General features: G+C 67.6%; 13 protein-coding genes, 1 tRNA gene and 1 pseudogene. 10 read left to right on the top strand and 5 right to left on the bottom strand.

Annotation, left to right across the window (positions count from 1 at the left end; genetic code table 11):
* Positions 1 to 3: 3 nt before the first annotated feature.
* Complete coding sequence (locus tag EV216_RS01950) at positions 4 to 825, bottom strand: ABC transporter permease (RefSeq protein ID WP_132693370.1); 822 nt, start codon at positions 823 to 825, stop codon at positions 4 to 6.
* Positions 826 to 943: 118 nt separating this feature from the next.
* On the opposite strand from EV216_RS01950, the gene cysQ reads away from it, so the two are divergent.
* The 3 genes and pseudogenes from cysQ to EV216_RS01935 all read left to right on the top strand — a co-directional run.
* Entirely contained in the window at positions 944 to 1,729 is a 786-nt protein-coding gene (cysQ, locus tag EV216_RS01945; RefSeq protein ID WP_165899116.1) for a 3'(2'),5'-bisphosphate nucleotidase CysQ, read from the top strand.
* The gene (locus tag EV216_RS01940) at positions 1,729 to 2,529 is read left to right on the top strand and encodes a 3-deoxy-manno-octulosonate cytidylyltransferase (protein ID WP_132693368.1); all 801 of its coding nucleotides are present in this window, start codon (positions 1,729 to 1,731) and stop codon (positions 2,527 to 2,529) included. Before cysQ ends, EV216_RS01940 begins: the two co-directional genes overlap by 1 nt.
* 380 nt (positions 2,530 to 2,909) lie before the next feature.
* Positions 2,910 to 3,149, top strand: a pseudogene (locus EV216_RS01935) (transposase); the annotation flags it as partial.
* A 159-nt stretch (positions 3,150 to 3,308) separates the two neighbouring features.
* Here the strand turns inward: EV216_RS01935 and EV216_RS01930 are convergent.
* Positions 3,309 to 3,384 (bottom strand) — tRNA-Lys (locus EV216_RS01930).
* Positions 3,385 to 3,494: 110 nt separating this feature from the next.
* Between EV216_RS01930 and dapF the strand changes: the two genes are divergently transcribed.
* The 7 genes from dapF to EV216_RS01895 all read left to right on the top strand — a co-directional run bounded on the left by dapF (position 3,495) and on the right by EV216_RS01895 (position 9,583).
* Entirely contained in the window at positions 3,495 to 4,331 is an 837-nt protein-coding gene (gene dapF / locus EV216_RS01925; protein WP_132693367.1) for a diaminopimelate epimerase, read from the top strand.
* A complete protein-coding gene (gene mtaB, locus EV216_RS01920) occupies positions 4,332 to 5,597 on the top strand; it encodes a tRNA (N(6)-L-threonylcarbamoyladenosine(37)-C(2))-methylthiotransferase MtaB (RefSeq protein ID WP_132693366.1) in 1,266 nt (421 codons plus the stop codon).
* Positions 5,598 to 5,681: 84 nt separating this feature from the next.
* Positions 5,682 to 5,960 (top strand): hypothetical protein, encoded by a 279-nt coding sequence (locus EV216_RS01915; RefSeq protein WP_132693365.1) that lies wholly within the window; start codon positions 5,682 to 5,684, stop codon positions 5,958 to 5,960.
* On the top strand, positions 5,960 to 6,565 hold the full coding sequence (locus EV216_RS01910) for a glutathione S-transferase (RefSeq protein ID WP_132693364.1): 606 nt from the start codon (positions 5,960 to 5,962) through the stop codon (positions 6,563 to 6,565). The genes EV216_RS01915 and EV216_RS01910 overlap by 1 nt, the downstream gene beginning before the upstream one ends.
* A 299-nt stretch (positions 6,566 to 6,864) precedes the next feature.
* A complete protein-coding gene (gene petA, locus EV216_RS01905; RefSeq protein ID WP_132693363.1) occupies positions 6,865 to 7,422 on the top strand; it encodes a ubiquinol-cytochrome c reductase iron-sulfur subunit in 558 nt (185 codons plus the stop codon).
* Positions 7,423 to 7,433: 11 nt separating this feature from the next.
* On the top strand, positions 7,434 to 8,777 hold the full coding sequence (locus tag EV216_RS01900) for a cytochrome b (RefSeq protein ID WP_132693362.1): 1,344 nt from the start codon (positions 7,434 to 7,436) through the stop codon (positions 8,775 to 8,777).
* A gap of 17 nt (positions 8,778 to 8,794) precedes the next feature.
* The gene (locus EV216_RS01895; RefSeq protein WP_132693361.1) at positions 8,795 to 9,583 is read left to right on the top strand and encodes a cytochrome c1; all 789 of its coding nucleotides are present in this window, start codon (positions 8,795 to 8,797) and stop codon (positions 9,581 to 9,583) included.
* A gap of 134 nt (positions 9,584 to 9,717) precedes the next feature.
* Here EV216_RS01895 and EV216_RS01890 read toward each other — a convergent pair whose 3' ends face one another.
* From EV216_RS01890 to thiB, 3 genes are read right to left on the bottom strand one after another with little or no spacing between them, the layout of a single operon-like run.
* Positions 9,718 to 10,410 carry a thiamine ABC transporter ATP-binding protein gene (locus EV216_RS01890; RefSeq protein WP_132693360.1) on the bottom strand — a complete coding sequence of 231 codons (693 nt, stop codon included), beginning with the start codon at positions 10,408 to 10,410 and terminating at the stop codon, positions 9,718 to 9,720.
* Positions 10,397 to 11,968 carry a thiamine/thiamine pyrophosphate ABC transporter permease ThiP gene (locus tag EV216_RS01885; RefSeq protein WP_132693359.1) on the bottom strand — a complete coding sequence of 524 codons (1,572 nt, stop codon included), beginning with the start codon at positions 11,966 to 11,968 and terminating at the stop codon, positions 10,397 to 10,399. Before EV216_RS01885 ends, EV216_RS01890 begins: the two co-directional genes overlap by 14 nt.
* Positions 11,944 to 12,933, bottom strand: coding sequence for a thiamine ABC transporter substrate binding subunit (gene thiB / locus EV216_RS01880; protein ID WP_132693358.1), 990 nt, complete (start codon positions 12,931 to 12,933; stop codon positions 11,944 to 11,946). Before thiB ends, EV216_RS01885 begins: the two co-directional genes overlap by 25 nt.
* Between the last annotated feature and the right edge of the window lie 33 nt (positions 12,934 to 12,966).

Genomic DNA, 12,966 nt, shown 5'->3' with positions numbered 1-12,966 from the left:
CCTTCAGCGGCGGGCGTACCAGCTCGCCGAGGCGAATTTTCGCGTATAGAACTCCCCCATCAGCCCCAGCATGATCAGCGCCAGGCTGACGAAAAACGGATAGCTGATCGAGGTGAAATGCGGGCTGTAGTTGATGAAGGTGAAACCGCGCGCCTGGTCGATGCAATGGAACAGCGGGTTCCAGTCGAACAGCGCCAGCATGTAGCCGGGCAGCATGTTGGCCACGAACATCTTGCCCGACGCGATCATGTTCAGCCGCTGGAAGATCGTCGAGGCAAGCCCGACGACGCCCGGCGCCCATGGCTTCGCCGCCAGGAAGACCATCCCGATCGCCAGCCCCGAGAACCAGGACAGCAGCACCATGGCCATTGCGCCGACCGGATCGTGGATCGTGATCGGCGTGATCGCCGCGTGATAGACGAAGCCCACCACGAACATCGACAGCAACTGGACGTAAAGCGTCCCGAACGCCGCCGAACCGATCGCGATGATCGTGTTCATGGGCGCATGCTGCATCAGCGGCGAGGCCGGCCCCTCGGACGCGATCACCGCCGACATCGTCTTGTTGAAGGTCAGGAAAAGGAAGATCCCGGTCATCAGGTAGAGCAGGAAGTCGCCCCTGATGGCCGCGCCGCGCAGCCCCAGCAGTTCGAACATCAGGAAGAAAGCGGCAAGGAAGATCACCGTCTGCATGATGTTCATCAAGAGGCCGACGACTGCGTTACCGTGCCCCTTGCGCACATGGCGCACGCTGCCGTGATAGATCAGCACCAGCAGGCGCAGTCCGCCCATGGTCCTTGTTCGCGGTGTCCTGTCCTGAAACATTGGCCCGTCCGTTTGGCCGGGGCATTCGTCGCCCTTGCCGTTGCGCAGGCAGGCAAGCATAAGAGCCTTGCCAATTCATTACAATCCGAGCCTAAGGAGACCCGATTTGGACTATCAGATGCTCGAAGCCGTGATGCGGCGGACCGCGCTTCTTGCCGGGGCTCAGATCATGGAGATCTACGGCTCCGAGGATTTCGAGGTGCGGTCCAAGTCCGACTCCAGCCCCGTGACCGAGGCCGACGAGGCCGCCGACGCGCTGATCTCGGCCGCGCTGGCCGAGGCGTTTCCCGACGTGCTGATCGTCACCGAGGAACAGGCCGCAAGCCATGCCGAGACGGCGCGCGATTTCCTGATCGTCGATCCGCTGGACGGGACCAAGGAATTCGTCCAGCGCCGCGGCGATTTCACCGTCAACATTGCCTGGGTCGAGAACGGCGTTCCGGTGCGCGGCGTGGTCTATGCCCCGGCCAAGGGGCGGTTGTTCTACACCCGCGCCGATGGCACTGCGGTCGAGGAGACCGGCGCGCTTGACCTTGACGCGCCGGGACCGCTCACACCCCTTTCGGTTGCAACGCCCGACAATGATGCGCTGATCGTGGTCGCCTCGAAATCCCATCGCGACCAGGCGACCGACGACTATATCGCCCATTACGCCGTCAAGGACATGACCAGCGCGGGATCGTCGCTGAAATTCTGCCTTGTGGCCTGTGGCGAGGCCGATCTTTACCCGCGGCTCGGGCGCACGATGGAATGGGACACCGCCGCGGGTCATGCGGTTCTGGCGGGTGCGGGCGGGCAGGTGGTGCGCTTTGACGATCACGCGCCGCTGACCTATGGCAAGCAGGGCTACGCGAACCCCTTCTTCATCGCCTTTGCGCCGGGCGTGGCGCTGCGGCCTGCCTGATGCCGGTTCTCGTCGTCATCCCCGCGCGCTTTTCCTCCAGCCGCTATCCCGGCAAGCCTCTTGTCGCGCTCAGGGGCGCCTCGGGCGAAAGCCGCATGCTGATCGAACGGTCCTGGCGGGCTGCCCAGGCCGTTTCGGGTGTCGATCGGGTGGTGGTGGCAACCGATGACGCGCGCATCCGCGATGCAGCCGAGGGATTCGACGCCGAGGTGGTGATGACCTCGGAAAGCTGCGCCAACGGCACCGAACGGGTGGCCGAGGCAGTCGCGGCACTGGGCGGCGGGTTCGAGATCGTGGTCAACCTGCAAGGCGATGCGCCGCTGACCCCGCCCTGGTTCATCGAGGCGCTGGTCGCCGGGCTTGCCGCCGATCCCGAGGCCGAGATCGCGACGCCGGTCCTGCGCTGCGACGGGCGCGCGCTTGCGGCCCTTCTGGCCGACCGCCGCGCGGGCCGGGTAGGCGGCACCACCGCCGTCTTCGGCAAGCGGGGCCATGCGCTCTATTTCTCGAAGGAGGTGATTCCCTTCACCGGCCAGAGCTATGGCGAGGACGACCCGACCCCCGTCTTCCACCATGTCGGCGTCTATGCCTACCGGCCCGCGGCGCTGGCCGCCTATCCGCAATGGCAGCCCGGCCCGCTGGAAGGGCTTGAGGGGCTGGAGCAGTTGCGCTTCCTCGAACGCGGGCGCCCGGTGCTGTGCGTCGAGGTCGAGTCGCGCGGCCGCGAGTTCTGGGAGTTGAACAACCCCGAGGACGTGCCGCGGATCGAGGCGATGATGGCCCGGATGGGGCTGGACTGAACACGCCAGACCCGACCCTTGCCTTGCTCGGCTGCAACATCAAGGGGATGGCCGAACTGGCCGGATTTCGGTGGCTGATGGAGACGATTCCGGCCTGAGATCGTTTCATCGGTTCTTCTGGTCCTCGACTGCCCCCCACAGGCGTGCACGAGGGAAAAGGATCGGCGCGGGGCTCGCTGTCATCAGCCCGAAAAATCAGCACGATCGCGCAGGGACCCGGCGCGATCACCGCCGGAACGCCAGCGCAGGCCGATCATTTCCCGGCCCGACGCCGTCAATGCTCTGCCACGGCCTGCACGCAAGCTAGGTTCAGGAGCCATTGATCTGCTTGAGTGCGGTTGGCCTGCGTGCTCCAAGCTCCCGAACTGACGGGGGTGATGATGAGCAACCTTTTCTGGCTGACCGAGGAGCAGATGGCGCGGCTGTGGCCGTTCTTTCCCAGGAGCCATGGCAAGCCGTGGGTCGATGACCCGCGCGTGCTGAACGGGATAACCTTCATCAATCGCAATGGCTTGCGGCGGTGCGATGCGCCGAGGGAATATGGTCCGGCGAAGACCCCCTACAACCGCTGGAAACGGTGGGGCGACATGGGGGGCTTTGCCCGGATGATGGAGGGGCTGGTGCAGTTCTACACCGAAGCCCGGTCCGCCAGGGGCTGGACGATTCAGCCTTCGAGACGCTGATCGCACGGCCAAACGGCGAACAAGACGTGGCGAACCATCCGGAAAGGCCCGCGGGATCCGCCGACGGCGCCGGACACCAAGGATGATCGTGACAAGTGGTGAGCCGTGCAGGATTCGAACCTGCGACCCACTGATTAAAAGTCAGTTGCTCTACCAACTGAGCTAACGGCCCACTTGAGGCCCGCTCTGTAGGAAATGCGCGGCAGGCGGTCAAGGGCAAAAACGGCCGCCTTGCACGGTGCCGCTGGATTCGGCGCGGCGGGGGGAGTATAGGGCGGCCCCATGGTCGAAACGCTTCATAGCAACGGTCTGCCCTTCGCCAAGATGCACGGGCTGGGCAATGATTTCGTCGTGATCGACGCGCGGGGGGGCGGGGTGCCGCTGACGCCCGGCCTTGTCGCGGCCATTGCCGATCGGCACCGGGGCGTGGGCTTCGACCAGTTGGCGGTGATCGAGCCTGCCGAGGGGGCCGATGCGCGGCTGGTGTTCTTCAATGCCGATGGGTCGGCCTCGGCCACCTGCGGCAACGCGACCCGCTGCATCGCGCGCCGGTTGATGGACGAAACCGGCAAGGCGGCGCTGCGGCTGGTCACCGAACGCGGGATGCTGGCGGCCTGCGATGCCGGGGGCGGGCTGACCTCGGTCAATATGGGGGCGCCCCTGCTCGACTGGGCCGACATTCCGCTGGCCGAGCCGATGGACAGCCTGCATCTGCCGATCCCGGGCGATCCGGTGGCGACGGGGATGGGCAACCCGCATTGCACCTTTTTCGTGCCGGATGTGGCGGCGGTGGATCTGGCGGGTTTTGGCGCCGCGCATGAACACCACCCGCTGTTCCCTGCCCGCACCAATGTTCAGGTGGTGCAGGTCACCGGCCCCGACCGGCTGCGGATGCGGGTGTGGGAGCGGGGCGCGGGGATCACGCTGGCCTCGGGGTCGTCCTCTTGCGCGGTTGCGGTGGCGGCGGCCCGGCGGGGGCTGACCGGGCGCCGCGTCACGGTCGATCTGGATGGCGGCGAATTGCAGGTCGACTGGCGCGCGGATGGCGTCTGGATGACCGGGCCGACGGCGCATGTCTTTGACGGGATGCTGACCCCGGCCTTTCTGGGGGCGCTCTAGATGGATCGCGCCGCCCCCCGGTTCACCACGCTTGGCTGTCGGCTGAACGCCTACGAGACCGAGGCGATGAAGGAGCTGGCCGCCCGCGCGGGGCTGGACGACGCGGTGATCGTGAACACCTGCGCCGTCACATCGGAGGCCGTGCGCAAGGCGCGGCAGGAAATCCGCCGCCTGCGCCGCGACAATCCGCGGGCGAGGATCGTGGTGACGGGCTGCGCCGCCCAGACCGAGCCCGAGACCTTTGCCGCGATGGACGAGGTGGATCTGGTGCTCGGCAATGCCGAGAAGATGCGCCCCGAGACCTGGGCGCGACTCGCAGGCCCCGATTTCATCGGCCAGACCGAGCGGGTCATGGTCGACGACATCATGTCGGTGCGCGAGACGGCGGGCCACCTGATCGACGGCTTCGGCACGCGATCCCGCGCCTATGTGCAGGTGCAGAACGGGTGTGACCATCGCTGCACCTTCTGCATCATCCCCTTTGGCCGGGGCAATTCGCGGTCGGTGCCCGCGGGCGTCGTGGTGGACCAGATCGCCCGGCTGGTGGAGCGCGGCTATAACGAGGTGGTGCTGACCGGGGTCGACCTGACGAGCTGGGGCGCGGATCTGCCCGGGGCGCCGCGGCTGGGCGATCTGGTGGCGCGCATACTGCGGCTGGTGCCGGGGCTGGCGCGGCTGCGGATTTCGTCGATCGATTCCATCGAGGCGGATCCGGCGCTGATGCGGGCCATCGCCGGGGAAGACCGGCTGATGCCGCATCTGCACCTGTCCTTGCAGGCGGGGGATGACCTGATCCTGAAGCGGATGAAGCGGCGGCATTCCCGCGCCGACGCCATCCGCTTCTGCCGGGAGGCGCGCGCGCTGCGCCCGGACATGACCTTTGGTGCCGACATCATCGCCGGTTTCCCGACCGAGACCGAGGCGATGTTCGCGAACTCGCTGGCGCTGGTCGAGGAATGCGGCCTGACCTGGCTGCATGTCTTCCCCTATTCGCCGCGGCCCGGCACGCCCGCGGCCCGGATGCCCCAGGTCGACGGCGCCGCGATCCGCGACCGGGCTGCGCGGCTGCGTGCTGCGGGCGATCGGGCCGCCGCCGCGCATCTGGCCGCGCAGGTGGGGCGCAGCCATCGCGTCCTGATGGAAAGCCCGCGGATGGGCCGGACCGAGCAGTTCGCCGAGGTCGATCTGGCCAGCGACCGGCCCGAGGGGCGGATCGTGACCGTGACCGTCACCGGGCAGGCAGACGGGCGACTTCAGGCGGAATAGGGTCTGAACCTGCCCGCAGCCATGCGTGAATGGACAGCCGCCCCGCCTTCGCCTATCCTTTCGCCGACCGAGGGAGGAACCGCGATGCCTCTGCCGATTGCCCCGATTGCCGGTGTGGCGCTGCGCTATGGTGCGCTGGCGCTGGCGGCCTATGCCATCACCCGCTACAGCACGCCGCTGCGCCGCGACCAGCGCAGCGAGGATGCGATGGACGAGCTGCACGAGGGCGTGCAGTTCCGCCGCGACAGCGAACAGGTCAATGGCGGCGCACGAATGAAACGCACGATCCGCGTGGGCCCGGCCGGTCCCGGCATCGAGATCGACGCGAGCGCGCTGGGCCGCATCCGTTTCCGCCGGGTATGATGCAGCTTTACGACAATCCGGCCTCGCCCTTCTGCCGCAAGGTGCGGGTGGTGCTGATCGAGACCGGCCAGATCGACGCGGTCGAGGTCCTGCCTGCGGCGGGCACCGCGCTGGACCCCGGACAGATGCCGCTGGCCGAGAACCCGCTGGGCAAGATCCCCGTCCTGACCCGCCCCGAGGGACCGGCGCTATACGACAGCCGGGTGATCTGCCGCTATCTGGATGCGCGGGCGGGGGGCGGGCTTTATCCCGAAAGCCGGTTGTGGGAGGTGCTGACGCTGGAGGCGACCGCCGATGGCATCATGGATGCCGCCGTGCTGATGGTCTACGAAACCCGCTGCCGTCCCGAGGCCGAGCGCAGCGCGCCCTGGATCGAGGGGCAATGGGACAGGGTCACCCGCGCGCTGGATGCGATCGAGGCGCGCTGGATCAGCCAGCTTGCCGGGCCGCTGACGATGGGGCAGATCGCGCTGGGCTGTGCGCTGGGCTATCTCGATTTCCGTCACGGCGCGCGCGACTGGCGGCAGGGCCGCGAGTCGCTGGCCGCCTGGGAGGCGGGATTCGCCCGGCGCCCGGCGATGGAACAGACCGCTCCGGGGGGCTGATGCCTCGTAAAAAGGCCGTGAGCCGAGACGGGCGCCCGGAACGTCCGCAGGGGCGTCCCGCATGCGGTGGAACGTCTCAGAATCGCTCTAAGCAGCCAGATTCTTCTGGCTGAGGCCAGATGTGCCGGGTATACGACAGTCGACCGGAATTCGACCGGCCCACCCCCCTTGCTGCGCGACTATGTCCGCTGGACGCAAGTGTTAACGGGGGCTAGGTAAGTCCGGAAAAAGGCCGGGGCTTTTCCTGCGGCCTGTTTGCGAACCGACCGGACCTCCGGTCATGGAAAGGAGAATTTCTCGTGTCGCACGCAGAAGATCACGACGGTACCCGCCGCGATTTCCTTTACTATGCGACGGCGGGCGCGGGTGTCGTGACCGCCGGGGCGGCGACCTGGCCGCTGATCAACCAGATGAATCCCTCTGCCGATGTCCAGGCGCTCAGCTCGATCCGGGTCGACGTGTCCTCGGTCGTCGAAGGCCAGCAGCTGACGGTGAAATTCCTTGGCAAGCCGGTGTTCATCCGCCTGCGCACGCAGGAGGATATCGAACTGGCCCGCTCGATCCCCCTTGGCGATCTGGTCGATACCGACTCGCGCAACCCGAACAAGCCGGGCCAGGCCACGGACCAGAACCGCGCCATGGACGACGAGGGGCGCTGGCTGGTGATGATCGGCGTCTGCACCCATCTGGGCTGTGTGCCCATCGGCAACCAGTCGGGTGATTACGGCGGGTGGTTCTGTCCCTGCCACGGGTCGCACTACGATTCCGCAGGGCGCATCCGCAGAGGGCCCGCGCCTGAGAACCTGTACATCCCGGTCGCGTCCTTCGTGGACGAGACGACCATTCAACTCGGTTAAGGGAGCACCCGATGTCCGGTATTCCTCACGATCACTACGAGCCGAAATCGGGCTCCGAGAAGTGGCTGCATCGGCGCCTGCCGATCGTAGGCCTTCTCTACGATACCCTGATGATCCCCACCCCGAAGAACCTGAACTGGATGTGGATCTGGGGCGTCGTGCTGTTCTTCACGCTGGTGCTGCAGATCATCACCGGTATCGTTCTGGCGATGCATTATGTGCCGCATGCCGACATGGCCTTCGCCTCGGTCGAGCACATCATGCGCAACGTCAATGGCGGCGATTTCATCCGCTACCTGCACATGAACGGCGCCTCGCTGTTCTTCGTCGCGGTCTACCTGCACATCTTCCGCGGCATCTATTACGGCTCGTACAAGAGCCCGCGCGAACTGACCTGGATCATCGGCATCCTGATCTACCTGGCGATGATGGCGACCGCGTTCATGGGCTATGTTCTGCCCTGGGGGCAGATGTCGTTCTGGGGCGCGACGGTGATCACCGGCCTGTTCGGTGCGATCCCGTGGGTGGGCGAGCCGCTGCTGATCTGGCTGCAGGGCGGCCCGGCGGTGGACAGCCCGACGCTGACGCGCTTCTTCTCGCTGCACTACCTGCTGCCCTTCGTGATCCTGGGCCTGTCCATCGTGCATGTCTGGGCCTTCCACACGACCGGCAACAACAACCCCACCGGGGTCGAGGTGCGCCGGACCTCGCGTGAGGAAGCCGATCGCGACACCCTGCCGTTCTGGCCCTATTTCGTGATCAAGGACCTGTTCGCGCTGGGCGTGGTGCTGGTGATCTTCTTTGCGATCGTCGGCTTCATGCCGAACTATCTGGGCCATCCCGACAACTACATCCCCGCCGACCCGCTGGTGACGCCGACCCATATCGTGCCCGAATGGTACTTCCTGCCGTTCTACGCGATCCTGCGGGCCTTCGATGGCGAGGTCTGGGCCGTGCAGCTGCTCGACTGGATGTCCTTCGGCGTGATCGACGCCAAGTTCTTCGGCGTGCTGGCGATGTTCGGTTCGATCCTGGTCATGGCGCTGCTGCCCTGGCTCGACACGTCGAACGTGCGCTCGGGGCGGTTCCGGCCGATGTTCAAGGTCGCCTTCTGGATCTTCTTCATCGACTTCTTCGTCCTGATGTGGGCGGGGGCCATGCCGGCCGAGGGCATCTACCCGACCGTCGCACTGATCGGTTCGGTCATCTGGTTCGCCTTCTTCCTGGTGGTGCTGCCGGTGCTGGGCGTGATCGAGAAGCCGCTGCCCCAGCCCGAGACCATCGAGGAAGACTTCAACGCCCACTACGGCGATGGCGCGGCCAGCGGCAAGGCCGCCCCCAGCCCGGCCGAGTGAGAGAAGGGATCGGAAGAATGTTCAAGAAACTCACGATCACCGCGCTGACCGCCCTGACGCTTGGGGCGGGCGGCGCCCTCGCCGCCGGCGGCGGGGCCAATGTGACCGATTACGACTTCTCGTTCGAGGGTCCCTTCGGCCGCTACGACCAGGCCCAGTTGCAACGCGGCCTGCAGGTCTATACCGAGATCTGCTCGGCCTGCCACGGGCTGGAACTGGTGGCCTTCCGGACGCTGGCCGATCCGGGCGGTCCAAGCCTCAGCGACGAGGCGATGCGCGACTACGCCGAGACCTTCGAGGTCTTCGACGAGGAACTGGAAGACTGGCGGCCGGCCAAGCCGACCGACCATTTCCCCGCGTCGATGGATCCCAACGCGCCCGATCTCAGCCTGATGGCCAAGGCGCGTGCTGGGTTCCATGGGCCGCATGGCACCGGGCTCAACCAGCTCTTCAAGGGCATGGGCGGCGCGGAATACATCGCCACCTACCTGCAATCCTTTACCGATGACATGAAGGAAGAGGCGGGGTCGTTCTTCTACTACAACGAGGTCTTCCCCGACAACTGGAGCAGCATGGCCCCGATCCTCTATGGGGATGATGTCTTCTATGCCGACGGCACCGAGGCCACCATGCGTCAGGAGGCAAAGGACGTCGCGGCCTTCCTGATGTGGGCGGCAGAGCCGCATCTGATGGCGCGCAAGCAGGCGGGTTTCGTCTCGGTCATGTTCCTCACGGTGCTGACGGTTTTGCTCTACCTGACGAACAAGCGTCTCTGGGCGCCCTACAAGCCCAAGAAACAGATCTGATCCCGTCCGGATCGGAAGGAAAACGCGCCCCCCGGGGCGCGTTTTTCGTTGTGCCTGGCCCCCTGGCGGAGGCCGGGGGGCCGTCTGCCCCCCGGACCCCCCGAGGATATTTCCGGCCAGAAGAAGCGAAAGGGTCAGCCCAGATAGGCACGCAGCGCCGCGGGCGGGTCGGCCAGAAGCGCGCGGGTCGGGCGCGGGGGATGGGCGATCCCGTCGGCAACAAGAACGGTCTCGTCTGCAATGGCGCCTGCATCGGCCGGGTCGTGCGTCACCAGCAGGACCGTTGCGCCGGTTTCCCGGGCCAGTTCCGCGACCAGCCCCAGCATCTCGGCCTTGAGCGCGGGGCCAAGCGCGGCGAAGGGCTCGTCCAGCAGCATCAGCGGGCGGCCGCGCAGCAGCATCCGCGCGAGCGCCACCCGGCTGCGCTGTCCGCCCGACAGTTCCGCAGGCTTGCGCGCGCCCAGGCCTTCCAGCCCGACCCGGGTCAATGCCAGATCGACCGCGCTGCGTTGATCGGCGGACAGCCGCAGGTCGGGGCGCAGGCCAAGGCCGACATTCTGCGCGGCGCTTAGATGCGGAAAGAGGTTGTTGTCCTGGAACAGCATCGAGACCGGCCGCGCGCCCGGCGGCAGCGGGGCGAGATCGGCATCATTCCACAGCACCCGGCCCGATGTCGGCGGCAGGAAGCCCGCAATCACGTCGAGAAGCGTGGATTTCCCGGCACCCGAAGGGCCGAGCAGCGCGATGATCCTGCCGGTCTCGATGGCGAGGTCGGCCGAGAGGCGGAACGCGCCCTGAACGATTCCCAGCCGCTCAAGCCTCAGCATTGACGCGCCCTCCGCGGTCGAAGATCCAGAACAGCCCCAGGCTGAGCGCCAGCAGCAGAAGTGCCGCGCCCGCCGCCGCCTCCATCCGGTAGGCGGCCATCAGCCGGTAGAGCTGCAAGGGCAGCGTGGCCTGGCCCGGATCGGCAAACAGGGCGATGACGCCCAGATCGCCCATCGAGAGCGCCGCGGACAGCCCCAGCGTGAAGCCGATGGGCCGCCGCAGCCGGGGCAGCAGCACCAGCCGCAGCCGGGCGGTGCCGCGCAGGCCCAGGCTGTCGGCAAGCCGGCCAAAGCCAGCCTCGGCCTCGGCCACGGCGGGGGTCAGGGCGCGCAGGGCGAAGGGCAGGCTCATCGCCGCATTCACCAGCGCGGTCAGCGGCAGCGCCAGCGCGACCGGATCGGCCAGTGGAAAGAGCAGGATGAACAGCCCGGTGCCCATCATCAGCGGCGAGGCGGCAATCGCCATCAGCCCCGCAGCCTGCAAGGCTGCCCCGCGCAGCCCGCCCAGCCGCACCGCCGCCAGCGCCATCGGCAGGGCCAGAATCAGCGTCAGCGCCGCCGAGCCCAGCGCCACCGCCAGCGAGCGCCCTGCGGCCTGCCACACGGAGGGGGGCAGATCGAGGATACCGGCAAGCCCGCGCGCCACGATCATTCCCAGCGGCACCAGCAGGAACAGCGCGGCAAGCCCGATCCACAGCCCGTCCAGCAGCCGCAGCCCCGGCCCACCGGCATCCCGGCGCGTCAGCGGCCGGTCGAGCCCCGCGCCGAACCCGCCCGGCACCGTCACCGCAAAGGCCAGCGCGGCCGCGCCTGCGCAAAGCGCGACCTGGATCAGCGACAGCAGGGCGGCGCGGCCCAGGTCGAATTCGAACCGGAACGCCTGGTAGATCGCCAGCTCCACCGTCGTCGCCCGCGGTCCGCCGCCCAGTGTCAGGGCCACGGCGAAACTGGTCATGCAGATCAGGAAGATCACGAGGAAGGCGCCGGGCAGCACGCTGCGCAGCATCGGCCATTCCAGCCGCCGCGCCACATCGCGCGCAGTAAAGCCAAGCGAGGCCGCCAGCCGGAACCGTTCGGCCGGGATCGCAAGCCAGCCTTGCAGGATCAGCCGCGTTGCCAGCGGCAGGTTGAAGAACACATGCGCCAGCACCACGCCGCCCAGCCCGTAGATGTCGATGGGGCCAAGGCCCAGCGGCGCCAGTGCCTGCGAGATCAGCCCGCTGCGCCCGAACACCGCCAGAAGCCCGATGACCGCGACGATCACCGGCAGGATGAAGGGCGCGCCGAGCAGGGCGATCAGCAGCGCGCGGCCCGAAAATTGCCGCCGGGCCAGCGCGCGCGCCACCGGCACGGCCAGCGCGACGCTCAGCGCCGCCGACAGCAGCGCCTGGGTCAGCGTAAAGCGCACTGCCGCCCAATCTGCGGGGCCAAGCGTCGATGTGCCCTCGGCCCGCCAGGCGACCGCGGCCAGCGTGCCGAGGCTCAGCCCCAGCATCGCGCCCGCCGCGGCCAGCCCCGCGGGCAGCGCGCGCCCTAGCGGCTGAGCGCGTCGCGCCATTCGGCCAGGGCCGTATCGCGGACCGCCGCGGCCTTTTCCGCGGAAAGCAGAAGCGAGGTTTCGGGGCGAAACAGGGTCTGAAACCCGTCGGGCAGCCCGGCCGCGGGCGTCACGGCCGGATACATCCAGTTGGTCGTCGGGATCACCGACTGGAAGGCATCCGACAGCATGAAGCGCAGGAAATCCTGCGCCAGTTCCGGCTGGTCCGATGAGGCGACGCGGCCTGCGACCTCGACCTGAAGGTAATGGCCTTCGGCAAAGGGCGCGGCGGCCTTGCTGTCGTCGTCCTCGGCGATCAGGTGATAGGCGGGCGAGGTGGTGTAGCTGAGCACCATGTCGGCCTCGCCCTCCAGGAACATCCCGTAGCTTTCCGACCAGCCCTTGGTCACGGTCAGGATGCGCGGGGCCAGCCCGGCCCAGATCTGGGGCGCGCGGTCGCCATGGGCGGCCTTGACCCACATCAGCAGGCCGAGGCCGGGGGTGGAACTGCGCGGGTCCTGGATGACGATCTTGAGGCCTTCGGCGGCGATCAGGGCCTCGAAACTGTCGGGCGGTTCGGGCAGGCGGGTCTTGTCGTAGACGAAGGCGAAATGGCCCCAGTCATAGGGCAGGAAGGTCGCGTCGGTCCATTCGACGGGCAGATCCAGAGCGGGCGGCGCGATCCCGTGCGGCGCGAACAGGCCGGTTTCGGCGGCCGCCGCGATCAGGTTGGTGTCGAGCCCCAGCACCACGTCGGCCGGGCTGCGCGCACCCTCCAGCCGCAGCCGGGCCAGAAGCGCCGCACCATCGCCCGCCGCGACAAGGCGCAGGTCGCAGCCGCAGATGGCCTCGAACGCGGTTTCGATCTGCGGACCGGGCCCCCAGTCCGAGATGAAGCTGTCATAGGTATAGACGGTCAGCACGGGGGTCTCGGCCACGGCGGTCGTGGCGCACAGAATCCCCGCGGCGATGAGCGGCAGTCGCATGGTCATCCTCCGTTTGCGGGGCGGTCGGGCAAG

This window comes from Rhodovulum steppense (assembly GCF_004339675.1).
Lineage (GTDB): Bacteria > Pseudomonadota > Alphaproteobacteria > Rhodobacterales > Rhodobacteraceae > Rhodovulum > Rhodovulum steppense.
The sequence above is the reverse complement of the archived record's forward strand: the minus strand, read 5'-3'. Positions and strand labels throughout refer to the sequence as shown.

What these genes read in the sequence shown, in the direction of transcription:
- cysQ (WP_165899116.1), top strand. Translation starts at nt 944, where the DNA reads ATGCTCGAAGCCGTGATGCGGCGGACCGCGCTTCTTGCCGGGGCTCAG.
- EV216_RS01890 (WP_132693360.1), bottom strand. Translation starts at nt 10,410, where the DNA reads ATGCTGAGGCTTGAGCGGCTGGGAATCGTTCAGGGCGCGTTCCGCCTC.
- EV216_RS01910 (WP_132693364.1), top strand. Translation starts at nt 5,960, where the DNA reads ATGCAGCTTTACGACAATCCGGCCTCGCCCTTCTGCCGCAAGGTGCGG.
- thiB (WP_132693358.1), bottom strand. Translation starts at nt 12,933, where the DNA reads ATGCGACTGCCGCTCATCGCCGCGGGGATTCTGTGCGCCACGACCGCC.
- EV216_RS01940 (WP_132693368.1), top strand. Translation starts at nt 1,729, where the DNA reads ATGCCGGTTCTCGTCGTCATCCCCGCGCGCTTTTCCTCCAGCCGCTAT.
- dapF (WP_132693367.1), top strand. Translation starts at nt 3,495, where the DNA reads ATGGTCGAAACGCTTCATAGCAACGGTCTGCCCTTCGCCAAGATGCAC.
- EV216_RS01895 (WP_132693361.1), top strand. Translation starts at nt 8,795, where the DNA reads ATGTTCAAGAAACTCACGATCACCGCGCTGACCGCCCTGACGCTTGGG.
- EV216_RS01885 (WP_132693359.1), bottom strand. Translation starts at nt 11,968, where the DNA reads ATGGCGCGACGCGCTCAGCCGCTAGGGCGCGCGCTGCCCGCGGGGCTG.
- EV216_RS01900 (WP_132693362.1), top strand. Translation starts at nt 7,434, where the DNA reads ATGTCCGGTATTCCTCACGATCACTACGAGCCGAAATCGGGCTCCGAG.
- mtaB (WP_132693366.1), top strand. Translation starts at nt 4,332, where the DNA reads ATGGATCGCGCCGCCCCCCGGTTCACCACGCTTGGCTGTCGGCTGAAC.
- EV216_RS01950 (WP_132693370.1), bottom strand. Translation starts at nt 825, where the DNA reads ATGTTTCAGGACAGGACACCGCGAACAAGGACCATGGGCGGACTGCGC.
- EV216_RS01915 (WP_132693365.1), top strand. Translation starts at nt 5,682, where the DNA reads ATGCCTCTGCCGATTGCCCCGATTGCCGGTGTGGCGCTGCGCTATGGT.